This window comes from Prevotella illustrans, from assembly GCF_017426725.1.
GTDB lineage: Bacteria > Bacteroidota > Bacteroidia > Bacteroidales > Bacteroidaceae > Prevotella > Prevotella illustrans.
In genome coordinates, this window is the sequence record NZ_JAERMS010000001.1 from 131811 (window position 1) to 156874 (window position 25064).

16 protein-coding genes are annotated in these 25064 nt (G+C 50.3%); 15 read left to right on the top strand and 1 reads right to left on the bottom strand.

Annotated elements, in window-relative coordinates; genetic code table 11:
* Window positions 1-468: 468 nt before the first annotated feature.
* The 13 genes from JHU38_RS00450 to JHU38_RS00510 all read left to right on the top strand — a co-directional run bounded on the left by JHU38_RS00450 (window position 469) and on the right by JHU38_RS00510 (window position 23102).
* A complete protein-coding gene (locus JHU38_RS00450; RefSeq protein ID WP_107581556.1) occupies window positions 469-1638 on the top strand; it encodes a FecR family protein in 1170 nt (389 codons plus the stop codon).
* Window positions 1639-1753: 115 nt separating this feature from the next.
* Window positions 1754-5329, top strand: a complete 3576-nt coding sequence (locus tag JHU38_RS00455) for a TonB-dependent receptor (RefSeq protein ID WP_199222647.1) — start codon at window positions 1754-1756, stop codon at window positions 5327-5329.
* A 15-nt stretch (window positions 5330-5344) separates the two neighbouring features.
* The gene (locus JHU38_RS00460) at window positions 5345-7126 is read left to right on the top strand and encodes a RagB/SusD family nutrient uptake outer membrane protein (RefSeq protein ID WP_107581555.1); all 1782 of its coding nucleotides are present in this window, start codon (window positions 5345-5347) and stop codon (window positions 7124-7126) included.
* Window positions 7127-7200: 74 nt separating this feature from the next.
* On the top strand, window positions 7201-8103 hold the full coding sequence (locus JHU38_RS00465) for an endonuclease/exonuclease/phosphatase family protein (RefSeq protein ID WP_107581554.1): 903 nt from the start codon (window positions 7201-7203) through the stop codon (window positions 8101-8103).
* A gap of 8 nt (window positions 8104-8111) precedes the next feature.
* Window positions 8112-10274 carry an alpha-N-acetylglucosaminidase gene (locus JHU38_RS00470; protein ID WP_199222646.1) on the top strand — a complete coding sequence of 721 codons (2163 nt, stop codon included), beginning with the start codon at window positions 8112-8114 and terminating at the stop codon, window positions 10272-10274.
* Window positions 10275-10348: 74 nt separating this feature from the next.
* Entirely contained in the window at window positions 10349-12904 is a 2556-nt protein-coding gene (locus JHU38_RS00475; protein WP_107581552.1) for a glycoside hydrolase family 3 C-terminal domain-containing protein, read from the top strand.
* A gap of 516 nt (window positions 12905-13420) precedes the next feature.
* Complete coding sequence (gene rimP / locus JHU38_RS00480) at window positions 13421-13888, top strand: ribosome assembly cofactor RimP (protein ID WP_107581551.1); 468 nt, start codon at window positions 13421-13423, stop codon at window positions 13886-13888.
* 3 nt (window positions 13889-13891) lie between these two features.
* Window positions 13892-15157 carry a transcription termination factor NusA gene (nusA, locus tag JHU38_RS00485; RefSeq protein WP_107581550.1) on the top strand — a complete coding sequence of 422 codons (1266 nt, stop codon included), beginning with the start codon at window positions 13892-13894 and terminating at the stop codon, window positions 15155-15157.
* 35 nt (window positions 15158-15192) lie between these two features.
* Window positions 15193-18054, top strand: coding sequence for a translation initiation factor IF-2 (gene infB / locus JHU38_RS00490; protein ID WP_107581549.1), 2862 nt, complete (start codon window positions 15193-15195; stop codon window positions 18052-18054).
* Between the two features lie 225 nt (window positions 18055-18279).
* Window positions 18280-19728: a Fe-S cluster assembly protein SufB gene (gene sufB / locus JHU38_RS00495; RefSeq protein WP_107581548.1), complete on the top strand. Its 1449-nt coding sequence runs from the start codon at window positions 18280-18282 to the stop codon at window positions 19726-19728.
* 15 nt (window positions 19729-19743) lie between these two features.
* Window positions 19744-20508: a Fe-S cluster assembly ATPase SufC gene (gene sufC / locus JHU38_RS00500; RefSeq protein ID WP_107581547.1), complete on the top strand. Its 765-nt coding sequence runs from the start codon at window positions 19744-19746 to the stop codon at window positions 20506-20508.
* A gap of 12 nt (window positions 20509-20520) precedes the next feature.
* Complete coding sequence (gene sufD / locus JHU38_RS00505) at window positions 20521-21864, top strand: Fe-S cluster assembly protein SufD (RefSeq protein WP_107581546.1); 1344 nt, start codon at window positions 20521-20523, stop codon at window positions 21862-21864.
* A 5-nt stretch (window positions 21865-21869) separates the two neighbouring features.
* Window positions 21870-23102 (top strand): aminotransferase class V-fold PLP-dependent enzyme, encoded by a 1233-nt coding sequence (locus JHU38_RS00510; RefSeq protein WP_107581545.1) that lies wholly within the window; start codon window positions 21870-21872, stop codon window positions 23100-23102.
* Here the strand turns inward: JHU38_RS00510 and JHU38_RS00515 are convergent.
* Window positions 23099-23389, bottom strand: coding sequence for a hypothetical protein (locus JHU38_RS00515; RefSeq protein ID WP_232369782.1), 291 nt, complete (start codon window positions 23387-23389; stop codon window positions 23099-23101). The two genes, JHU38_RS00510 and JHU38_RS00515, sit on opposite strands and share 4 nt — an antisense overlap.
* 136 nt (window positions 23390-23525) lie before the next feature.
* Between JHU38_RS00515 and JHU38_RS00520 the strand changes: the two genes are divergently transcribed.
* Together JHU38_RS00520 and JHU38_RS00525 are read left to right on the top strand one after the other, a co-directional pair.
* Window positions 23526-24164 (top strand): ribonuclease HII, encoded by a 639-nt coding sequence (locus tag JHU38_RS00520; protein ID WP_107581544.1) that lies wholly within the window; start codon window positions 23526-23528, stop codon window positions 24162-24164.
* An 8-nt stretch (window positions 24165-24172) separates the two neighbouring features.
* Window positions 24173-25060: a helix-turn-helix transcriptional regulator gene (locus JHU38_RS00525; protein ID WP_107581543.1), complete on the top strand. Its 888-nt coding sequence runs from the start codon at window positions 24173-24175 to the stop codon at window positions 25058-25060.
* Window positions 25061-25064: the final 4 nt, after the last annotated feature.

Below are 25064 nucleotides of genomic sequence, written 5' to 3' on the forward strand. Positions count from 1 at the left end.
GTGGGCAAAATTACCCGAATTAAAGCGTTCCTCACATACGCAGAAAACTGCCGACCAAAGCAACAGCCACACGAGCGAAAATAATTCAGTTACCGAATACTGCACCATCGTTACCTACATCAAAACAAGGTAACACTCTGGTAACTGAACTTCTGCCTAAATCTGCATGTTTCTGCCCTTTACAAATAGAGCAGTATTATGCCAATTCGTGTATTTCCTCCTCATTATCAGTTAGTTTACATCAACTTCGATATTTCTTCATTTTCATTGATTAGTTACGTCGTGAAAGCTATGCTTTTACACGCTCAAAGCAGTCCTTTTACACGATAAAAGGGCTGCTTTTGTTTTTCGAGCGATGAAGCGACATATTTTATCTCCGATTTAATAAAAGTTAAAAGAGAACATTTCTTTCCATGATGTGTCTACAAACGGGCAGTTGCGTTGTCCTTTGACAAACGACAGCCCACAATGGAAACGACGCATCATCCACCTATCAAAACCTATCTGGACTTTCTCCGGCTCGAGGACGGCCGGTTCGTAATGTGGCGACTGACCCACGACAAGGAACTGGACGAGTATTGGCGGCAATTCATCGCCACGCGTCCGGAACTGAAAAATGAGTTTGAGAAAGCCATTCGCGTATGCGACAGCGTGCGCCTCAATGACTGCCGCTATGCAGACCGGCAGTCCTTACTCAACAGAATCAAAGACAGCGCGACCCGACGGAAACACCGTCGCCTGCTCCTGCGGCGCGTGGTGGCCGCGGCGGCCATTCTGCTGTTGCTGATCAGTCCGTCGGCCTATCTCGGCATGCGCCAATGGTTCGGACACGGAGAGGCAAGCAAGGAACTGACAGGCGAGATTCTCCATTCAAAAGATATCGTGCTGACGGTCGGCGACCGAAGTGTGACGCTGCCGCAGCCTGTCAACATGCGAATCGAGGACGGTCGCGTATATTACGGAAACGAGAGAGCGGCCGCGCTGAAAGGCAAGGAATGCCGCGTAACGGTGCCGCACGGCAAGCGCGCTTCGCTGACGCTGGCCGACTGTTCGCGGCTCTGGATCAATGCCGGAACGACGGTGTACGTGCCCACTACCTTTAATAAAGGTACGCGCGATATATATGTAGATGGTGAAATTTTCATAGATGCGGCCCATCGTCCTTCGCAACCTTTCATCGTACATACCGATCGAATAAACGTGACGGTACATGGTACGAGCTTTGATGTTTTGGCCTATCGGAACGAGGTTGCGCCGGCTGTAGTGCTCGTCAGGGGCAAAGTTATGGTGACGACACCCCGCAATGGCAGCATGATGATGCAGCCCGACGAGCGCGTGGCCTTGACTAATGGTAAGCTGGAGAAGCAAACGGTGGACGTGGCCGACTACGTAAGTTGGAAAGACAACTACCTTTCTTTCAGCAATACACCGATAGAAAAGGTGCTCAAACAGGTGGGGAAATATTATAATATTCGCTTCACGACAGCCGACACGATACTCACCGGCAAGCGGATATCGGGCAAACTCTATCTCTCGAATCAGATAGACGACGTGCTCAATTCTATCTCTCTCATGACGGCAACCACTTATAAACGAGATAAAAACATTGTAAAATTTATAGAAAAAGAAAGGAGATAACGCTTATGAATCAAACAGATTGACCCTACATTACAGCCGAAGGGTGTTCTGATACAGCCCGGAGACTGTTGAATTTATAAAAAATCATCTTTTCCTACTACTAAACAGAACACAAATGTATCCATTTAAATCTAAATTTCATGAGCATCCACTGCACAGCCGCACAGGAATAGTCAAGGCTACGGCCCTATCTGTGTTGCTCTCGCTGGCAGGAGTACTGTGCGTTTCGGCCGGTACGATGCGTGCACAAAACCTGAAAGTAACCCTGAACGTTACCAATACGACAGTGAAGGAAGCCATCAGTAGGATTGAAAAGGCCGAGGGCTACGTCTTCATCTACAATGATAACCTCCGGCCGGAACTCGATGTGCCGGTTTCATTGCAGGCCTCCAATCGCAACATTGACGAGGTTCTCAAGCAGCTGTTTGCCAAAACGAACATAGCCTATAAGCGTTCAGGTAAACAAATCACTTTATTCAAGAAAACAAACAAAGCCGGACATGACAGCCGAAGCCCCGAACCCGCGCCCACAAAAACGCAGCAAACGGGCAAGCGTATCGTCAAAGGAAAGGTCGTAGACAGCCGTGGCGAACCCATTATCGGTGCCACCATACGTGTGAACGGCAAGGCCGTGGCCGCTGTGACCGATATGGAGGGTAACTTCTTGATAGACATGGAAGACGGCAAAGATCTGGAAATATCTTACATTGGCTATCAATCACAGGTCATCAAGTCGCCCGGCAGACAGGTCGTCGTCAACCTGCGCGAAGACAGCGAAGCACTTGAAGAAGTCGTTGTCGTAGGTTATGGTACCAAGAAAAAGGCCAACCTAATTGGTGCTGTGAGCACAGTGACGGCAGCAGAACTGAAAGATCGCCCTGTCAGCAGTGTGGGGCAAATGTTGCAAGGACAGGTTCCGAACCTTAATATTACCTTTTCGTCGGGCACACCGGGCGAAAGAACCCGAATGAACATTCGTGGCGCAACATCTATTGTGAACTCCGGTGCACCGCTGGTATTGATCGATGGTGTCGAAGGCGACTTGGATCGAATCAATCCGAACGACATAGAATCCATTTCGGTACTGAAAGACGCGGCATCGGCAGCTATCTACGGAGCACGTGCGGGCTTCGGCGTGATTCTCATTACAACAAAGTCCAATAACGACGGACTGGTGCATATCACCTACAATGGACGATATAGCTTCTCGGCTCCGACCCGTAAGACCGACTTCATGACCAATGGTTACGATGTAGCCAAGCTGGTAGATGAGTTCAATATAGCTACCCACAACAGCAGTTATACCAACTTTACGCAGACCGACTACGACGAGTTGAAAGCTCGCCGCAATGACACGACTGAGAATCCGGCCCGTCCGTGGGTCGTAACAGGCGCGGATGGCAGGTATCATTATTATGGTAACTTCAACTGGTACAACTACTTATTTGACTATAGTCAGCCTACTTGGAATAACAATTTGAACATCACCGGTGGTAATAAAAAGTTCAACTACGTGATTAGTGGCAGTGCTAACGACCACAATGGCATATATGCTATCAGCACCGATAAGTATCACACCCGCACGTTGATGGCCAAATTCAACGCGGAAGCAACTCCATGGCTGGATATTTCGGCTAGTGCGTCGCTTTTCAAATCGAAATACAAACAACCGGGATATGATTATGAAGACGGAGGTAATATAGGTAACCTTACCTTTCATGCCATGCCGTGGATCAGTCCGATCAATCCCGATGGCAGCAATGTTTACACTTTGCCCAATTCGGGCAACCGGCCGGCCGACGGTTTTGCGGCTATGCTCCGCACGGGTAATGGTTTTACAGGCGTGAACAAGACACAGCATACTTACGCTTTGGGCGCTACCATCCATATTTTACCGGGCTTAGACCTCGTCGGAAAGTACACGTATCGCACCTTTATCAAAGACAAGCAATTCAGATCGGCCAGTTTTGACTACTCAGAGCGCCCTGGAAAGATTCTAACCGCTAACTCTGGATTCTTTGCTAATCGCCTAAAAGACATCCGGACGACCGACGATGTTTCTGACTATGATTTGTTCGCAACCTATACCAAGACTTTCAACAACGCTCACAACCTGAACGTTGTTGTGGGAACAAACTACGAAACGGAACATTATAAGAATGTAGAAGCCTCGTCCTACAACATCCAATCAGAGGTGTTGAACGATCTGGCGCTGGGTACCGGTAACAAAGGCGTGAAGGGAGGACAGCACGAATACGCGTTGTTGGGCTACTTCGGTCGCGTTAGCTATGACTACTTTGGTAAGTATTTGGCAGAGGTGAACATGCGTTATGATGGTTCTTCACGCTTTCGCGAGGGCGACCGCTGGGGCTTCTTTCCCTCTGTCTCTCTTGGCTGGCGCATGAGTGATGAAAAATTCTTCGAGCCGTTGAAGGCTGTTGTCAGCAATTTCAAGGTCAGAGGCTCTCTCGGTTCGCTGGGAAATCAGGTGACAGACGGCTATGCCAATGCCTATTATCCTTACATTCGTCGAGCTTCCATCGCCAATACTACGACCATCGGTTACATCTTTGACAACGCACAGTCATCTTATATCAAGCTCGATGCCCCTGTTTCGGGCAGTCTTACTTGGGAAACCATCGTCACCAAGAACCTCGGCGTCGATCTTGGCTTCTTCAATAACCGCCTTTCTGCCACCATCGATATCTACCGTCGCGACACGAAGGACATGCTGGCGGCCTCGCTTACCTTACCTAATGTGTATGGCTACAATGCTCCGTTGGAGAATAACGGCCAGTTGCGTACCAATGGTTATGAAATCGTATTGAGTTGGAACGACCGCTTTAATTTGGCAGGACACCCCTTTGCATACGGTATTTCCGCATCGTTGGCCGACAGTAAGTCTAAATTAGTGAAGTTTGCTGGCAATGAGACCAAGACTTTGGGTAGCAACTACGAAGGCATGGAATGGGGAGAAATCTGGGGTTACCATATCGAAGGAATCTATAAGACCGACGAAGAGGCCGCAAACCGTCACATTGACCAAACATTCTTGGGCGGTAACCGCTTCACTTCCAATGCGGGCGACTTGATATTTGCCGATCTCGACAATTCAAAGAAAATTGACAACGGCAAGGGAACTCTGGAAGATCATGGCGATTTAAAGAAAATCGGCAATAGTCAGCCACGTTATCACTATAGCTTCTCTGCCAACCTTTCGTGGAACGGCTTTGACCTCGCGATGTTCTGGCAAGGTATCGGTAAGCAGAATCTGTACCCCGGCGATAACAACATGTTGTTCTGGGGACCTTATTCCCGTTCTTACAGCTCATTCATCCCGTCAGATTTCGTGGATAAAGTGTGGACACCGACCAAGACAGATTCCTATTTCCCAAGAGCAGGAGCCGATCAAGCCCGCTTCTTTGCCATGAAACGACCGAACGATCGCTACCTTCAAGATTTGGCCTACTGCCGCTTGAAGAACCTGACAGTCGGCTATACGCTGCCTTCTTCCTTGACGCAGAAAGTCAGTCTGAGTAAAGTTCGCTTCTATTTCAGCGGCGAAAACCTTTTTGTCACGACCAAGTTGAAGAATGATTATCTGGATCCCGAACAGATGACGACCGATGCCAATGGTCGTGTTTATCCATTCTCGAAGACTTATTCCTTTGGTATTGATATTTCATTTTAGTAAACGAAGAATCCTATGAAAAAGCTATATTATCTACCGATAGCCTTAGCGGCGCTCACTTTGTCGAGCTGTTCATTGGACAAAGAGCCGTTGGACACGCTGGCGGCTGAGAATTATTTCAATAATCGGGCCGAACTACAGACCTTTACGAATGGCTTCTACGCAGATTTCCCTAAGGCAGAAACGCTCTATGGCGAAACAGCTGACGCCATTATCCCTACCGGTTTGACCACAGAAGTGATGGGAACACGTTCTGTTCCCGAAAAAGGCGGCGGCTGGTCGTGGAGCAGTCTGGCCAACATCAATACCTATCTGCAGCGTTCTTCCCGTTGTCCCGACGAGGCCGCACGCAAGGAATACGACGGTGTGGCCCGTTTCTTCCGTGCTTATTTCTATTATAATAAAGTGAAACGATTTGGTGAAGTGCCCTGGTTCGACGCTCCGCTTGGCTCTACCGACAACAAGCTGTATGACCCACGGACTGATCGCAATACGCTCATGGAGAAAATATTGGTCGATGTTAACTATGCCATTGAGAACCTACCGACAACCTCCAGCCTCTATCGCGTAACCAAATGGACGGCGTTGGCTTTGAAATCAAGAATCTTCCTGTACGAGGGAACCTATAGAAAATATCACGGAATAGACGGTTACGAGACCTATCTGAAGGAGGCTGCCGAGGCCGCTGAAGACTTCATTACGAACAGTCCGTATAAAATTTATACAGCTACCGGTGAGCCTTATCGCAAACTCTTCGTGGCTGACAATGCGGTGAAAGACGAAGTTATCTTAGCCCGCAACTATAATTTGGGGCTCAACATTGTCCATAGCGTCAATCAACACTTCCTCACCGGTGGCTCCAAGCCCGGTATGAACAAGAAGATTGTCGACAGCTATCTGATGAAAGACGGTTCCCGTTTCACCGATCAGGCCAACTATCAAACGATGGTTTACTACGACGAAATGCAAAACCGTGACCCTCGTCTGGCCCAAACGATCGTAGCACCGGGCCACAAGCGCATCGGATCAAACAACGTTGTCTCGCCCAGTTTCTCATCAGCAACCACCGGTTATCAGATTGCCAAGTGGGTGACCGACGCAGGACAGGACAGTTATAACAAATCGCACAACGACATGATTCTCTTCCGCGCAGCCGAGGTTTACCTGAATTTAGCCGAAGCTAAGGCTGAATTAGGCACGCTGTCGCAAGGCGATCTCGACAAGACGATTACGAAGATACGGGCGAGGGTGGGCATGCCCCCACTCAATATGGCTGCGGCCAATGCCAATCCCGACCCTTATCTGACCGCCGCTGAAACGGGTTATCCAAACGTCAGCAGCACCAATAAGGGCGTTATTTTAGAGATTCGCCGCGAACGTACGATAGAATTGTTCGATGAAGGCTTCCGATACGATGACCTGATGCGTTGGAAAGAGGGTAAAGTTTTTGAAAAACAATTCAAAGGAATGTATGTTCCCGCCCTCGACTCCACGAAAAAGTTCGTCATCTTAGACTTGAACGGCAACGGCACCAGCGATGCACAAGATGTTTGCATCTACGAAGGAACGGCCGCACCCACCGTTGCCAACTATCCAGAATTGGGTGGAATCACCATCTTCCTCAAACTGGGCGAGAACCTTTCGTTGGAAAACGGCGCTAATGGTGGGCACATCATTGTGCACGATATCAAAACAAAGCCCCGCTCATGGAACGAAAACAGAGATTATCTCTACCCGATTCCACAGGATCAGATTACACTCTATGGCGGTAAAATCACCCAAAATCCAAATTGGTAAGCATCATTAAAATAGGTTAGTATCCATTGCGTCACCCGTCAAAGGGGGCGCGATGGATTTAAAAATCTTGTTACATGAAGAATCAGACTTTACGTTTTTATATGTTAATTGAACTACTTTTGTCACTGACGCTCACAAGTTGCGGTGGTGGCAGTGGCCATTCCAATAACGGGGATAACAATGGCGAAAATCCACCGATTGTCATAGAAGACTACAAATACACGAAAGCTGTGGGCGATATTCGATTGATGACCTATAATTCTTATTATTGCAAGAGCAACGGCGCAACACAGTCGTTCAGTGAAGCCCACACCAAAGATTTTGCCGATGTCATCAAAGCGCTGTCACCCGACGTCATTGCCATTCAGGAATTAGATAGTTTCTGCATCCATCGCGGCCAAAGATACCTCTTGGAAGACATCAAGAAGGCCACTGGCATCGACTATCAGATTTTCTTCGGGTCGGCGGCTAACTATGATGGTGGCCGTATTGGTTGCGGACTGATGGTGAAGAAGACGCTGGAGGTGAAGAAGACCGAAATCATTCCACTACCGGGCAACGAACAACGGGCCCTTATCAAAGTGCAATTGCCCAAATTCACCTTCCTCGCTACTCATCTCGACCTGAATAATTTGGCCCGTAAGAACAGTGCGGATATCATCAACAAGGAGGCTAAAGCAGAGACACAGCCTGTATTTCTGGCCGGCGACCTCAACGATTCACCGGCTTGGGCACCCGACCAATCAGCCTTTCCTATGCTTCTACAGACCTTTACCATTGTCAGCGAGACCGCAGGCAGTCTGCCCGGACAGCCCGGAACCACCATCGATTACATCCTCTTAGATACGGCCCACACTGGAAATATCACAGTAAAGAAGACTAAAGTCGTAAAAAGATTGTCGATAGAGGGCGACCAAAAGGATATTTCCACCGTATCGGATCATTACCCCGTTTTCGTAGACATCCAAGTAAAATAATGCCATCTATGGTTTCTTCCATACTCAGAACAATATTTCTACTAATTGCTCTTACTCTGGCGCAGTTCTGTCCGGCACAGAATTTCAGCGGCGTAAGCGAACTCGTGAGGCGCAGAATACCCTCGCTTCATCGATATATCGTATTCAAATCGCTCCCAAAATCTTCAGAAGAAACATTTATTTTATCTACCCGAAACGGAAAAGTTATTGTTCAGGCCAATACGATATCCGCGGCTTCAACGGCTGTGAACCATTACCTGAATCACATTTGCCACAGTAGTATCTCGCATGCTGCCGATAACCTGCCATCCACCGTTAAGGTGATTCCCATCAAAAGGCCTATCCGTGTGTCGACGCCATTCCGTTATCGCTATGCGCTCAACTACTGCACATATAGCTATAGTTACGCTTTTTATCAATGGGAGGACTTCGAGCGCGAACTCGACTGGATGGCCCTTAACGGCATTAACCTCATGTTGGCTCCCTTGGGAACCGAAATTGTATGGCAACAGACACTACAATCGTTGGGCTTTAGCGAGGCCTCCATTGCCCGTTTTATCCCCGGCCCTGCCTACACGGCATGGTGGTTGATGGGTAATCTCGAAGGCTGGGGCGGTCCGATGAGCCAACCGATGATAGAGAAACGCCACCGGCAGCAAGTCAAAATTCTGAAAAGGATGCGCCAATTGGGTATCGAACCCGTGCTACAGGGCTTCCCCGGCATCGTACCCTCATTCTTCAAGGACAAGTTTCCCAACGCGCCGGTAATTCCGCAAGGTCTTTGGGGGGCTTTCCAACGGCCTTATATTCTGCTGCCGGGCAATGAAACATTCAATCGGGTGGCCGATCTCTACTATCAGAACATCAAGAAATATTATGGATCCGATATCCGATTCCTCGGCGGCGACTTGTTTCATGAGGGTGGAAACGCGCAAGGGGTAGACCTCGCCGCAACGGCTTCGCTGGTACAACAACGTATGCTGACCCACTTCCCGCAGGCCCGATGGGTGTTGCAAGGCTGGAATAACAATCCTCCGCCCTCACTACTTACCGGCTTAGACAAGCACCATGTGTTGCTCATTAATCTGGCCGGAGAGATTGCCGCCTCATGGGAGCAGTCGCAGGAGTTCGGCCAAACGCCATGGCTTTGGGGTAGCGTGAACCACTTCGGCGGCAAAACCGATATGGGTGGGCAACTTCCCGTGCTGGTGAATGAACCGCATCGGGCCTTCCGCAACTCCTCCAACCACGTAATGCAAGGCATCGGCATTCTGCCCGAAGGTATTCTCACCAATCCCATTGTCTACGATTTTGCGCTGAAAACGGCGTGGAACGACCACGCGCCCGACCTCAATCAAATGCTTTGCCAATACATTCTCTATCGCTATGGACGGTGGAGCGAACAGCTCTACAAAGCATGGCAGCTGCTCAGTCGGTCGATTTTTGGCGAGTTTGAGTTCAAGGGCGAAGGCACGTTTGAGTCTATTTTCTGCGCCCGTCCATCCACAAATGTCACCAGCGTCTCTACTTGGGGGCCGAAACGGATGCAATACAACCCGGCTCTACTCGAACAGGCATTGACGCTCTTTAGGCAAGCAGCCGATAAGTTTGCGGCTTCAGCTACCTATCAGTACGATCTTGTCGATCTGGCCCGTCAGGTTATGGCCAACCATGGGCGCGTGGTCTACCGCCAGGCCATGGAGGCTTATCAGGCCAAAGACACGCTGCGGCTGACTGAAGCGTCACGGCGGTTCATCAATCTCGTACTCTTACAAGATAGTCTCCTTGCCACCAATCGCCATTTCCTTTTGGGCAACTGGCTGAAAGCGGCTCAATCCTACGGCGACAGTGAAGCCGATAGGGGACAGTCGCTCGAAAACGCTCGCACGCAGATTACTTACTGGGGTCCCGACGACCCGGCAACACGCGTTCACGACTATGCCAACAAAGAATGGTCGGGACTGTTACGCGATTTCTACGTGCCCCGTTGGATTGCTTTTTTCAATGAACTAAGCCTTCAACTACGTGGTCAAGATCCGCCTAAAACCAACTTTTTCGCCATGGAACAAGCATGGGCTAAGGACAATAACACTTATCCCACCGAGCCTACGGGTGACTATCTCAAGATGGTCGACCGTGTGATGGCAACCATCGGTTTGAAAAGCGATTGATAAAAAGATCGCTGCCGAAAACCGAGAGGCAGGCCACCTTACTTTCGTAAACACAAAATACTGATATATATACAATGCGAATCTTATACAAGATTGCGGCAATCGCTTGCCTGCTCATCAATATCGGTGTATCCTCCAACGCGCAGGAGTACCCCTTCAGAAATAAAAACCTGTCGTCCGAAGCCCGCGTCAACGACCTGATTGCCCACATGACGCTGGACGAGAAGATTGATATGCTCGAAAGCGACTTCTTCTATCGGGGTTGCGAACGGCTGGGACTGCCCCCTTTCGAGACGGCCGATGGCCCGTTAGGGATAGCGTCCTGGGGACTGAAGGGGCGGGCCACGGCTTTCCCCAGTCAGCTGTCATTGGCAGCTTCATGGAACAGAAGCCTGGCCCAACACCTCGGTGGCGTCTACGCGCAGGAATGTCGGGCACGCGGCATTCATGTCTTCTATGGTCCCGGCGTTAATATCTACCGCTCGTCGAAGGATTCTCGCAACTTTGAATACATGGGCGAAGACCCTTACTTAGCAGCTGAGATGGCCGTACCGTTCATCCAAAGCATACAGGCGGGCGGCGTCATGGCCACCATCAAGCACTTTGTGGCCAACGATCAGGAGTTCGATCGTTACAAAGTAAGCAGCGAAGTGTCGGAAAGAGCCTTGCATGAGATTTATTATCCCCCCTTTAAGGCGGCCATACAGCGGGGTGGTGTGCATGCGGTAATGATGGGTTATAATTTAGTAAACGGCGTTTACTGCGCCCAAAACAAGTACCTGATGACCGACATTCTGCGCAACGCGTGGGGCTTCCGGGGCAATATCATGTCTGACTGGGGAGCTACCCACAGCACATTGGCTTCAATTGAAGCCGGCCTTGACATGGAGTTAGGCACCTTCGACTATCTAAATCGGGAGAAACTGCTACCACTGATTGAATCGGGAAAGCTGAAAGAAAGTCAGATTGATGATAGGGTACGGCACATTCTCGAACCTTGCTTCGCGTTAGGATTCTTCGATCGTCCCACGGCAAAGGAACTTTCGATTCCCACCTACAACGAAGCAGCCAATCGCATGGCTTACGATGAAGCCTGCGAAGGAATCATCCTGCTGAAGAACGAGCGTCATATCCTACCGTTGCGGTCGCCCAAGACGATTGCGGTTATAGGCCCCAATGCCAATCCCAACATCGTTGACGATAATACGTTCGACGTAAAAGGCTGTTCGTTTGGGGGCGGAGGAAGTTCTAAGGTCAACCCTTGGTACGTAGTAAATGATATGGAGGGTATTCGCAGAGCATTCCCCGAAGCGCGTATTCTCTACAGTGAAGGGGTGTCGAATGCCTACAAGCGTAAGCTGTTCAAGCAAAGCGCGTTCAGGACAAAGGATGGAAAGCGAGGACTATATGCTCGCTACTATGCGCTCGATACGCAGGAAAACCGGATGAGCAACGAGCCGAAGATAAGTCGTATCGACCCAAATGTCAATTTTAGATGGGAAGAAGGGGCATCGGCTATACAGTCTTTGGGACTCGATTATCAAATAGAATGGGAAGGCACGATGGCGTCGGAGAAGAATGATTCCATTTTATTCTTCGTCGACGCGCAAGGCGGTTATCGGCTGATTGTGGACGATAAGGTCGTCATCGACGAACGAATGTCGCAATCGTTTGCCAACCGCTATGTGAAGATAGCGTCGCAGAAAGGCCGCAAGCACGCCGTTCGACTGGAATATTGGAATCGTCGTTGCAATCCGGGCGAGATACGAATGGGCTGGGACTACGCGTCGGCCGTAGATTATTCCGAAGCCGTTCGACTGGCAAAGCAGGCCGACTGCGTGGTGTTCTGCGGTGGACTGGACGCCAGTCTGGAGTTTGAAGGTACCGACAGGCTCTTTGAGTTACCTTATGGGCAGGACGAACTGATCATGGCTTTGGCACAGGCCAATCCCAATATCATCGTGGCACTGCATGGGGGTGGGGCCATGCGTATGTCGACGTGGATAGACCGCGTGCCCGCGGTGCTTCATTTGCTCTATCCCGGACAAGAAGGGGGCACGGCATTGGGCCACATTCTATCGGGGAAAGTGAATCCTTCGGCCAAACTCCCCTTTACCATTGAGCGCGAATGGAAAGATTCGCCGGCCTATGGCAACTACGATGAGACGCGCAAAGAACGCAAAGTGCATTATCGTGAGGGTATCTACGTGGGCTACCGAGGCTACGAGCACAAGGGCATAAAGCCGCTTTTCCCCTTCGGTCACGGCCTTTCCTACACATCGTTTACTTACGAAAACCTCACGGTGTCGGTTGTTGACCGGAAGAAAGCCGTGGTAAAGGTGGCTCTCGACGTGACGAATACGGGACAAAAAGAAGGTGCTGAGGTGGTAGAACTATACGTTCACGATCCCGTTTCAAAGGTGGATCGGCCTTATAAGGAACTGAAGAACTTTGAAAAGGTATGGCTCAAGGCCGGCGAAACGAAACGTGTGGAGATGACGCTTCAGGCCGACGCCTTCAGCTACTATGACGAGCATCGCCATCGGTGGGTACTGGAGCGTGGCGATTTCGACATTCTGGTGGGCGCTTCATCGGCCGATATTCGACAGAAAGCCCGCGTTCGGCTGTAAAAAATAGGTTTACACCATCCTCGACGCAGCGTGCGCTCAAGTGATTTGTCAAGAAAAGAGAGCGTTTTTTAACACTTCCGGCAGTCGTCATCTAAGAGAAAAAAAGCCGATTGCCGGCTGTCGTGAGTTGAAAAATGGAGCTCGGAAAGCTCAAAACAGCCCTTTGACCGGCTCATTGCTATGCTTTTACAAGCCAAAAGCACCGCAATGGATGGGCAAAAAGGCTGCTATGACACGCTAAAAGCATAGCGATTACGGCCTAAAAACGACGCAATATTTATCAAGAAAACCGTAAGTTGTTGTTATTCAGCGATTTAACAACATGCTGTAGATTCGTGTATTTGCCTGCAAAAAACTTTTGACGCGGAATATCGCAGCCATTTGAAGGGATGATGTAAAGAAAAATCGGTATTTACTTTGCGGATACGGAAATTATTCGTACTTTTGCAGCGTTCAGAGGAATGAGGGGCTCTAAGAGAGTTCCTCATTTTCGTTATATTAGCATATAATAGATGTATGATTGACAAAAACGTCGTTAAACAGATTGTAAACGAATGGTTGGCTGATAAAGAATACTTCTTAGTGGATGTAGAGATCAGCCCGAATGACAAGATCGTAGTGGAAATAGACCATGCCGATGGGGTGTGGATCAATGATTGCGAGGAGTTGAGCCGTTTTATAGAGGACCATTTGAGCCGCGATGAAGAGGATTATGAGCTCGAGGTTGGCTCGGCCGGTCTGGGCCAGCCGTTCAAAGTAGCGCAACAGTACATCAACTGCATCGGAAAAGAAGTGGAGGTGCTGGACGCGGACGGCAAGAAGCTGAAAGGCATTTTGAAGAGCGTAGACGGCAACGATTTTGTGGTTGCCGTGAACGAGAAGGTGATGGTGGAAGGCAAGAAGCGTCCTCAGAAGATGGATGTGGACCATCATTTCCGGATGGATCAAGTGAAATATACCAAATACATAATAAGTTTCAAATAAGCTATGGCAGCAAAGAAGAATGAAGAAGAGCAGGTGAGTATGATCGATACCTTCAAGGAATTTAAGGAAACGAAGAATATCGACCGTACGACATTGGTGAGCGTGTTGGAGGAAAGTTTCCGTAACGTACTTGCCAAGATCTTCGGTAGCGACGAGAATTTCGACGTTATCGTGAATCCCGACAAAGGAGACTTTGAAATCTACCGTAACCGCGTGGTTGTGGCTGATGGCGAAGTGGAAGACGAGAATAAGCAGATCGCGCTGAAAGACGCGCAGAAGATTGAGCCTGACTATGAGGTGGGCGAAGATGTCAGCGAACGTGTTGATTTCGCGAAGTTCGGTCGGCGTGCCATCTTGAACCTTCGTCAGACCCTGGCCAGCAAGATACTTGAACTGGAGCACGATTCGCTTTATAACAAGTATAAAGATCGCGTGGGACAGGTGGTTTCGGGCGAGGTGTATCAGATATGGAAGCGCGAGGTGCTGGTTGTGGATGACGAGAACAACGAGCTTATCCTTCCCAAATCGGAGCAAATTCCGTCTGACGTATATCGCAAGGGCGAGACGTTGAGAGCCGTCATCCTGCGGGTGGACAACGAGAACAACAACCCCAAGATCATTCTTTCGCGCACCAGTCCGGTATTCTTAGAGCGTCTGTTAGAGGCGGAAGTGCCCGAAATCAACGACGGTCTGATCACCATCAAGAAGATTGCCCGCATGCCGGGTGAGCGTGCCAAGATTGCCGTGGAGACCTTTGACGAGCGCATCGACCCCGTAGGAGCCTGCGTCGGCGTGAAAGGCAGCCGTGTGCATGGTATCGTTCGCGAACTGTGTAACGAGAATATCGACGTCATCAATTTTACGTCGAATATCAAACTGTTTATCCAGCGTGCCTTGAGCCCTGCCCGTATCAGCAGCATCAATATCGATGAGGAAAACCATAAGGCAGAGGTGTTCCTTCAGCCGGAGGAAGTAAGTTTGGCTATCGGCCGTGGAGGACTGAATATCAAGTTGGCTTCTATGTTGACAGAATACACGATCGACGTGTTCCGTGAGATTGCCGAGGGCGAAGCCGATGAGGATATCTACTTGGAAGAGTTTGCTGACGAAATCGATCAGTGGGTTATTGACGCCATCAAGAGTATCGGTCTCGATACGGCAAAAGCAGTGCTGAACGCGCCGCGTGAAATGCTTGTAGAGAAAGCCGACCTTGAGGAAGAGACTGTTGATAACGTTCTGAGAGTGTTGCGTGCGGAGTTTGAACAGTAGAATAAAGAAAAGAAGTAATAAGGAATAAGTAAAAGATGAGCATCAGATTAAATAAAGCATTACGCGAATTAAACATAGGACTTCAAACGGCAGTTGAATTCTTAGAAAAGAGAACTGAATTGGGCGAAGTGAAGCCGGAACCCAGCTTTAAACTTAATGACGACCAGTACAAGGCATTGGTCAACGCGTTTAAGCAGGACGCGGAAGTTCGTAGCCAGGCAGAGAAGCTCTTTCAGAAGAAAATAAAGGAAAAGAAGAGCGTACAGGCCTCTGACAATCGTGCGGAGAGCCTGCTGGCGTCGTCTACCCAGCAGCAGTTCAAGCCGTTGGGCAAGATAGATCTCGATCAGGTAGGAAAGAAGAAGTCGGAGGCTGACAAGTCTGTTGCTGCTGAAGAAAAACATGTTTCCGAGAAGACGACTACTGCCGTTAGTCCGAAGCCGGAACCCAAGCCTGTTGAAAAGGCTGCGGAGGTTGAAAAAACGGTCGAAGCCAAAGAGGTGGAGACAGAAGAAAAGAAAGATGTCGAGGCTCATGTTAAGGCCGTAGAGCCCACGGAAAAGCCTGCCGCTGAAAAGCAACCGGCGGCAGAAACCGCAACGGAGCAGCCTTCGGAAGATGAAGCTCAGGTCGCATCAAAGTCGGAAACAGAAACAGAGGTGTTCCAACTGAATAGTGACAAGAAGATTCTGAACACGCCGAAAGTGAACGTTTTGGGTAAGATTGATTTGGATTCGATCAACCAAAGCACACGCCCCAAGAAGAAGTCGAAGGAAGAAAGACGGAAGGAGCGCGAAGAGAAAGTGGCCGCACAGCATGGCAGCGGTGAGCGCAAGAAGCGTGTCCGTATCAATAAGGAACGCGTAGACATCAACGCGGCAGCCAACCAGCAGTCGGGTAACAACGGCAACAATCGAAATAACAATAACAACAACAAGAATAACCAAGGCAAGAAGAAAAACCGCAACCGCAATCAGAAGCCTTTAGAGGTGGATGATGAGGCCGTAGCACGCCAGGTTAGGGAAACGCTTGCCCGGCTAACCAGCAAGAGCAACCAGAACAAGAAGGGCGCCAAATACCGCAAGGAGAAGCGCGAAGCCGTTCAGGAGAAGCTCCAGCAGGAGGCAAACGCGGAGCGCAAGGAGAGCAAAGTATTGAAGTTGACCGAGTTTGTGACGGTCAGCGAACTTGCCACGATGATGAATATCAGCGTGACACAGGTTATCTCTACGCTGATGAGTGTCGGTATCATGGTGTCGATCAATCAGCGTCTCGACGCGGAAACCATCAATATGGTGGCCGATGAGTTTGGCTTCAAGACCGAATACGTCAGTGCCGAGGTTCAGGAGGCCGTCAGCGAAGAGGAAGACGACGAGAATGATCTCGTAGGTCGTGCGCCTATCGTCACGGTGATGGGTCACGTAGACCATGGTAAGACATCGTTGCTCGACCATATCCGCAATACCAACATGATTGCCGGTGAGGCCGGCGGTATCACCCAGCACATCGGCGCTTATGGTGTGACGCTGAAGAACGGTCGCAAGGTGACATTCCTTGACACGCCGGGACACGAGGCCTTTACCGCCATGCGTGCCCGTGGTGCCCAGGTGACCGATATCGCGATCATCATTATCGCGGCCGACGACTCCGTAATGCCGACCACAAAGGAAGCTATCGCCCACGCGCAGGCTGCCGGCGTGCCGATGGTTTTTGCCATCAACAAGATAGACAAGCCGGGCGCCAACCCCGACAAGATTCGTGAAGACCTGGCCAATATGAACCTGCTTGTAGAAGAATGGGGAGGTAAATACCAGTGTCAGGAAATCAGCGCGAAGAAAGGTATTGGCGTGGATGAGCTGATGGAGAAGGTTTTGCTGGAGGCAGACATGCTTGACCTGAAAGCCAATCCTAACCGCAAGGCCAGCGGAAATATCATCGAATCGAGCTTGGATAAGGGCCGTGGCTTCGTAAGTACAGTGCTCGTGAGCAACGGAACGCTCAAGGTGGGCGACGTTGTGATAGCCGGAACAAGTTGGGGACGTGTCAAGGCCATGTTCAATGAGCGTAATCAGCGCATTGAGAGTGCCGCTCCCGCAGAGCCGGCCATCATCCTTGGATTGAACGGAGCGCCGACGGCAGGTGACGCTTTCCACGTGCTCGATACGGATCAGGAGGCCCGCGAGATCGCCAACAAGCGCGAGCAGTTGCAGCGTGAGCAGGGCTTGCGCACGCAGAAGCGCCTGACGCTGGGCGACATCTCGCATCGGATAGCTCGCGGTGAGTTCCACGAGTTTAATATTATCGTGAAGGGTGATACCGATGGTTCAATCGAAGCACTGTCGGATTCGTTCATCAAGCTGTCTACCGAAAAGGTTCAGATCAATGTCATTAACAAGGCTGTAGGCCAGATCAGTGAGAACGACGTCATGCTGGCCAGCGCTTCCGACGCCGTTATTGTCGGCTTCCAGGTTCGTCCTTCGTCTGACGCACGGAAGCTGGCCGACCGTGAAGGCGTTGAAATCAATACCTATTCCATTATTTACGACGCCATCGACGACGTGAAGAGCGCCATGGTGGGTATGTTGGACAAGGTGAAGAAAGAAATTATCACGGGTCAGATCGAGGTGAAGCAAGTCTTCAAGATCAGTAAGGTCGGCACCGTTGCCGGCGGACTGGTTACCGAAGGCAAGGTTCACAGCAAGGATAAGGCCCGCGTGGTTCGTGACGGTATCGTGATTCGCACGGCCGATATTGACGCGCTGAAGCGCTATAAGGATGATGTCAAGGAAGTCGCTACCGGACTCGAATGTGGTATCAGCCTCGTAAACTTCAATGACATTCAGGCCAACGACATCATCGAGACCTTCACGGAGATAGAGGTGGAACAGAAACTTTAAAAGTTATCCTTAATGAAAGGAGAACATTGAGGCTCATGCTTTGCCAACATGTCGTCTTCATTACGGATATATCTGCACATTCCACCAACGGTAGAGGTCCCTCTTAGGCACTTCTACCGTTGGTGATTACAAGCGTTCTTTGGGTAGTTGGTTACAATTATTGCTGACATTGTAACCTTCAGAGAGTGGCACAATGTTTGCCATGTCCCAGTAAAGGATAAATTCATGGAAGAAAAAAATGAAAAGAACGCGTATGTAAAGCAGGTGGCCGAACAGAAATATGAGTTCGGATTCACCACCGACGTGCATACCGAGATTATAGAAAAAGGACTCAACGAGGACGTTGTGCGCCTTATTTCACAAAAGAAGGGTGAGCCCGGTTGGATGCTCGACTTCCGTCTTCAGGCTTTCAATCACTGGAAGACATTGAAGCAACCGTCATGGGGACATGTCCATCTCCCCGAAATTGATTACCAAGCAATATCTTATTACGCGGATCCGCTGGCCAAGAAGCCGGTCAACAAGGAGATTGATCCCGAGCTGGAGAAGACTTTCGACAAGCTGGGCATTCCCTTGGAGGAGCGTCTGGCTCTGAGCGGAACGGCCGTCGACGCGATCATGGACTCCGTTTCGGTGAAGACAACCTTTAAGGAGAAGCTCCGCGAGAAGGGTGTAATCTTCTGTAGCATCGGCGAAGCCATCAAGGAACAGCCCGACTTGGTGCGCCAGTACTTGGGAAGTGTGGTGCCCTATCGGGATAACTTCTTCGCGGCGCTCAACAGCGCGGTGTTCAGTGACGGCTCTTTCGTCTATATACCGAAGGGCGTTCGCTGCCCGATGGAGCTGAGCTCGTATTTCCGCATCAACGCCCGTAACACCGGACAGTTTGAGCGTACCCTGATTATTGCCGACGACGATGCCTACGTCAGCTATCTCGAAGGTTGCACGGCACCGATGCGAGACGAGAACCAACTGCATGCCGCCATTGTAGAAATCATTGTCAACGACCGTGCGGAAGTGAAGTATTCGACGGTTCAGAACTGGTATCCGGGTGACGAAAACGGAAAGGGCGGCGTGTTTAATTTAGTGACGAAGCGGGGCGACTTGCGGGGCGTAGGCTCCAAGTTGAGCTGGACACAGGTAGAAACGGGGTCGGCCATCACGTGGAAATACCCTTCCTGCATCCTGCGGGGAGACAATTCCGTGGCCGAGTTCTACAGCGTGGCCGTCACCAACCATTACCAGGAAGCCGACACGGGCACGAAGATGATTCACATGGGCCGGAACACCAAGTCGACGATTATCTCCAAAGGTATATCCGCCGGCCACAGCCAAAATTCGTATCGAGGCCTTGTCCGGGCCACAGCCAATGCCGATAACGCCCGCAACTACAGCTCCTGCGACTCCCTTTTGCTGAGCTCGGAATGCGGCGCGCATACCTTCCCATATATGGACATTCATAACGAAAGCGCCGTGATAGAGCATGAGGCGACGACTTCCAAGATCAGCGAAGACCAGTTGTTCTATTGCAACCAGCGCGGTATTCCCACCGAGCAGGCCGTCGGTCTGATTGTCAACGGCTATGCCAAGGAGGTGCTCAACAAACTCCCGATGGAGTTTGCCGTAGAAGCGCAGAAGTTGTTAAACGTTAGTTTGGAAGGAACTGTAGGATAATATAATCGAGAAAATATGTTAGAAGTTCGCAATTTGCATGCCACGATTGCTGGCAAAGAGATATTAAAAGGTATCAACCTGACCGTTCGTGACGGCGAAATCCACGCGATAATGGGTCCGAACGGCTCAGGAAAATCCACGTTGAGTGCCGTGCTTACCGGCAATCCCCTGTACGAAGTGACCGATGGCGTGGTCATTTTCGAGGGGCAGGACTTGCTTCAGATGAAGCCCGAAGATCGTGCGCGTGCGGGTTTGTTCCTTTCTTTTCAGTATCCCGTTGAGATTCCCGGTGTTTCTATGACCAATTTCATGCGTGCGGCGATCAATGCCAAGCGCGAATATGAGGGTAAAGAACCGCTCAATGCGGCCGATTTCATGAAGTTGATGCGTGAAAAACGCAAGCTGGTAGACCTTGATAGCAAACTCTCTCGTCGTTCTGTGAACGAGGGATTCTCGGGCGGTGAGAAGAAGCGGAACGAGATATTCCAAATGGCGATGCTCGAACCGAAGCTCAGTATTCTCGATGAAACCGACTCTGGACTTGATGTTGACGCGATGCGTGTCGTAGCCGACGGCGTCAATAAGATGCACAACGACACGACGTCGGCCATCGTGATTACCCACTATGAGCGCCTGCTCGACATGATCAAGCCCAACGTCGTGCATGTGCTTTACAACGGACGGATTGTCAAGACTGCCGGACCGCAGCTGGCCCGGGAGATAGAACAGCGTGGCTATGATTGGATAAAGGAAGCCGCCGACGCGGCGTTTGGAGAATAAAAGTAGGATGTTATGAGCAGCGAACAGCAATACATAGACTTATACACCGAAGCAGCCGACCTGATCAAGCGACATTCTGCCGGTGTACTCAATGCCGTACGCGACAAGGCTTTTGCCGATTTCAAGGCGCAGGGCTTCCCTTCACGCAAGGTTGAGCGGTATAAATACACCGACATGGCCCGGTTGTTTGCGCCTGATTACGGCCTGAATCTCAATCGTCTCGAAATTCCCGTCAACCCTTATCAGGCTTTCAAGTGCGACGTACCTAATCTCAGCACCTCTCTTTACTTCATCGTCAACGACAGTTTTTACACGAAGTCGCTGCCGCAAGCCTATCTTCCCGAGGGCGTCATCGTAGATTCGTTGAGTCATGTGGCTGCGGAAAAGCCCGATTTCATCGAAAAATACTATGCTAAAATCGCCCAAACGGGCGAAGACTCCATCACGGCGTTGAACACAATGTTAGCCCAAGACGGCCTTTTGGTTTATGTTCCGCGCAACGTGAAGATAGACCGAACGGTGCAGGTCATCAATATCCTTCGTTCCGATGTCGACCTGATGGTCAACCGCCGTGTGCTGATCGTTCTCGAAGAAGGAGCTGAAGCCAAGTTCCTTTTTTGCGATCACGCTTCCGACGACCGCCGTTTCCTGGCCACACAGGTTATCGAGGCCTATGTAGGCAATAATGCCGGTCTGGAACTAAACTGCTTGGAAGAGACGCATTATAGGAATACACGCGTTAGCAATGTCTATATCGAGCAGCAATCCGGCAGCCACGTCAATCATAACGTTATCACTTTGCACAATGGCGTCACCCGTAATCGTCTCGATTTGGTGTTCAGGGGCGAGGGTGCGGAATGTCAGTGCAACGGCTGTGTCATAGCCGATAAGCATCAGCATGTGGATAATAATACGCTGATTGATCACCAAGTGCCTCATTGCACCAGTAACGAGCTTTATAAATATGTACTTGATGATGAGGCTGTCGGAGCCTTTGCCGGCCTCGTTCTCGTGCGCAAGGACGCCCAAAAGACCGCCAGTCAAGAGACCAATCAGAATCTCGTGGTTACCCGAAAGGCCCGTATGTACACGCAACCCATGCTCGAAATCTACGCCGACGACGTGAAGTGCGCTCATGGTTCCACCGTCGGTCAGCTCAACGACGCGGCCATGTTCTACATGCGCCAACGTGGAATCAGCGAACGAGAGGCCAAGTTGCTGCTCGAGTTTGCCTTTGTCAATGAAGTCATCGACAAGATGGAACTCGAACCTTTGCGTGACCGTCTGCACTATTTAGTGGAGAAACGTTTTCGTGGAGAGCTTAATAAGTGTGAAGGTTGTAAACTTTGTAAGTAACATCGATGAATACGGAATTAATCAGGGCTGACTTTCCCATCTTGTCCCGAACGGTTTATGGCAAGCCGCTGATTTATCTTGACAATGCCGCCACCACGCAAAAGCCGCTGTGTGTGCTTGATGCCATGCGCAACGAGTATCTCAATGTCAATGCCAATGTCCATCGAGGCGTGCATTGGCTCAGCCAACAAGCCACCGAATTGCACGAGGGCGCCCGCGAAACCGTTCGCCGATTCATCAACGCCCGTAGCACGACGGAGATTGTCTTTACCCGCGGTACCACCGAAGGACTGAACCTGATAGCCTCCTGTTTCAGCGAGGCTTGCATGCAGAAAGGCGATGAAGTCGTCATTTCTACGGTCGAACACCATTCCAATATCGTGCCTTGGCAGCTACAGGCAGCCCGCAAGGGTATCGTGCTTCGGGTCATTCCGATGGACGATGACGGCACGCTTGACTTAGAGGCGTTCCGTCGAATGTTGTCGCAGAAGACCAAGATTGTCAGCATTTCGCATGTCAGCAATGTACTCGGAACAGTTAATCCCGTCGAAGATATCATTCGTATAGCCCACCAGTATGATATTCCCGTCGTTGTCGATGGCGCGCAGAGTGCCCCTCATTTCAAAGTAGATATGCAAGCACTGGACTGCGATTTCTTCGTATTCAGCGGTCATAAGATTTACGGTCCTACCGGTATCGGCGTGCTTTATGGCAAGGAAGCGTGGCTCGACCGCCTGCCGCCATATCAGGGTGGTGGCGAAATGATTGAGCATGTCAGTTTCGAAAAGAGCACATTCGAGCGTCCGCCGCTGAAGTTCGAAGCCGGAACGCCCGATTACATCGCTACGACCGGACTGGCCAAGGCTCTCGACTACGTGTCGTCTGTTGGTCTGGACGCCATTCAAAAGCATGAGGAAGACCTTACCCGCTACACGATCAGCCAACTGCTTCAGATCGACGGAATGCGCGTATTCGGCATTCCTGCCGACGCCGACCTCACGACGTTGCGCCACGACGCCGTCATCAGTTTCCAGTTGCGCGACATCCATCCCATGGATATGGGCACTTTGCTTGATCGGTTGGGCATTGCCATTCGCACCGGACATCACTGCGCCCAACCATTGATGGACCGATTGGGCGTTCTCGGCACGTCGCGTGCCAGCTTTGCCCTTTACAATACCCATGAAGAGGTAGACGCGTTGGTAGCCGGCGTCAAGCGAGTTGCCACCATGTTCTAAGCGAGGCTCCGCCGACAGACACGCAAGGCCTGCACGAACCATGCGATACAGGCCAGTCGTATCAAAACGGGCGATTCCATCGGGAATCCTGCCAGAACGAAAGCGGCCTGTACATTCAGCAGTTGCCAGGTCTGACGAGTGCTGATTTCTTTATCCAGAACAGTGCCATAGTATCGGCGTAACAGTGTAAAGGGTATGCACATGACCTGCACTACCTGCCTCAACAAGCGCCGAATATCCTGCAGACAGGAATTTAAAAAGCTTGGTAATGAAACGTTCTTCTCCATGATGTTGTTCTTTTGGTTCTGTTTTGATTGATGAATGCAAAATTAGCGGCGTCTGTAGAAGTATTATTTCAGGCTATATTTTCCTCTTGTTAAAACTGTTAATACGTAACATTTGTTAACTATATGAATCTGTTTTATGCTGTTATCTCATTATTATAAAGAGGTGGTAGAGGCCGGTTGCGATGAGGCTGGACGTGGTTGTCTGGCCGGAAGCGTGTATGCCGCTGCCGTCATTCTGCCTCCCGATTATGAGAACCCCGCGCTCAACGACAGCAAGAAACTTACCGATCGCCGTCGCCACGCGCTGCGAACGGAGATTGAACGTGACGCTTTGGCTTGGGCTGTCGGGGTCGTCACACCCGAAGAAATCGACCGAATAAACATCCTTCACGCCAGTTTTCTGGCCATGCACCGGGCGATTGACCAATTACGTCTCCGTCCCAAAGCGCTCATCATCGACGGTAATCGTTTCGATCCCTATCGAGTTGGCCCGGGATTACCCGATGAAGGAAAAGTTTTACCTTATACCTGCATCGTGAAAGGCGACGCCAAATACCAGTCGATAGCCGCTGCCAGCATTCTGGCTAAGACCTATCGTGACGATTACATGGACGCGCTGGCCCTTCAATATCCTTATTATGATTGGCAACATAACAAAGGATATCCCACTCCGAAACACCGTGAAGGGATTCGTTTGCATGGAATCTCCCCATTTCATCGGCGCAGTTACAACCTCCTTGGCGCCAACGAACTCGAAATAAACTTTGAAGAATAGAATATACGATGATGTCAAAAGAACTCCAACTCATCCTTCTGATGGTCGACGGTTTTGATTATACGGCAGAAGATCTCTGCCTCAAGATCGGTACGACACGTCGCCAACTCTACAATTATCTGCGGAAGTTTCGTGAGATGGGATTCATTGTTATCAACGAGAACCAATGCTACCGTCTCGATCCCGGTTCTCCTTTCTTCCAGACCTTGGCCCGCTCTGTCAACTTTACGGATGTCGAAGCCACGTTTCTGCATCGCCTACTCGATGGAACCGACGAAAAGAATCCGATGGTACCCGCTATCAAGCGCAAGCTCGAACGGTTCTATCATCTGCGACAGTTTACCGATACCCGTTTCAAGGCCCACAATATTGAAACGCTCCATACGCTGATGGAGGCTATCAAGAAGCAATGTGTGGTCTGCCTGAAAGACTATTCGTCGCCCCATAGCAACACCGTCACCGACCGTGTGGTAGAACCTTACCAGCTTCTGAACGAAAACCTCGATGTTCGTTGCTACGAACTGAAGACGCAGATGTGCAAGACTTTCAAGCTGTCGCGTATCGGAAGCGTGGAGATCTACGATACGCCATGGATTTACACGGAGCGTCATCGTCGGCTCTTTACCGATATGTTTATGTTCAGTGGCACGGAACACCTGACCGTCCGGCTCCTGATGAGGCAGCTTTCGCATAACCTCATGCTCGAAGAATATCCCATTTCATCGGACTGTTTTACGCCTGCTGCCGACGGCCACTGGCTTTTTCAGGCCGAGTTGGCCAGCTATGTCGGCATCGGGCGTTTCATCCTGGGCCTTTACGACGATATCGAAATCTTAGATGATGAAGGCCTCAAGGCTTATATCCGTCAGAAAATACAATCCTTTAATCATATCTAAAAAC

Coding starts and splice junctions, on each gene's coding strand:
- infB (WP_107581549.1), top strand. CDS start 15,193: ATGAGCATCAGATTAAATAAAGCATTACGCGAATTAAACATAGGACTT.
- sufD (WP_107581546.1), top strand. CDS start 20,521: ATGAGCAGCGAACAGCAATACATAGACTTATACACCGAAGCAGCCGAC.
- sufC (WP_107581547.1), top strand. CDS start 19,744: ATGTTAGAAGTTCGCAATTTGCATGCCACGATTGCTGGCAAAGAGATA.
- JHU38_RS00515 (WP_232369782.1), bottom strand. CDS start 23,389: ATGGAGAAGAACGTTTCATTACCAAGCTTTTTAAATTCCTGTCTGCAG.
- sufB (WP_107581548.1), top strand. CDS start 18,280: ATGGAAGAAAAAAATGAAAAGAACGCGTATGTAAAGCAGGTGGCCGAA.
- JHU38_RS00460 (WP_107581555.1), top strand. CDS start 5,345: ATGAAAAAGCTATATTATCTACCGATAGCCTTAGCGGCGCTCACTTTG.
- JHU38_RS00455 (WP_199222647.1), top strand. CDS start 1,754: ATGTATCCATTTAAATCTAAATTTCATGAGCATCCACTGCACAGCCGC.
- JHU38_RS00525 (WP_107581543.1), top strand. CDS start 24,173: ATGATGTCAAAAGAACTCCAACTCATCCTTCTGATGGTCGACGGTTTT.
- JHU38_RS00470 (WP_199222646.1), top strand. CDS start 8,112: ATGGTTTCTTCCATACTCAGAACAATATTTCTACTAATTGCTCTTACT.
- JHU38_RS00520 (WP_107581544.1), top strand. CDS start 23,526: ATGCTGTTATCTCATTATTATAAAGAGGTGGTAGAGGCCGGTTGCGAT.
- JHU38_RS00510 (WP_107581545.1), top strand. CDS start 21,870: ATGAATACGGAATTAATCAGGGCTGACTTTCCCATCTTGTCCCGAACG.
- rimP (WP_107581551.1), top strand. CDS start 13,421: ATGATTGACAAAAACGTCGTTAAACAGATTGTAAACGAATGGTTGGCT.
- JHU38_RS00475 (WP_107581552.1), top strand. CDS start 10,349: ATGCGAATCTTATACAAGATTGCGGCAATCGCTTGCCTGCTCATCAAT.
- JHU38_RS00450 (WP_107581556.1), top strand. CDS start 469: ATGGAAACGACGCATCATCCACCTATCAAAACCTATCTGGACTTTCTC.
- JHU38_RS00465 (WP_107581554.1), top strand. CDS start 7,201: ATGAAGAATCAGACTTTACGTTTTTATATGTTAATTGAACTACTTTTG.
- nusA (WP_107581550.1), top strand. CDS start 13,892: ATGGCAGCAAAGAAGAATGAAGAAGAGCAGGTGAGTATGATCGATACC.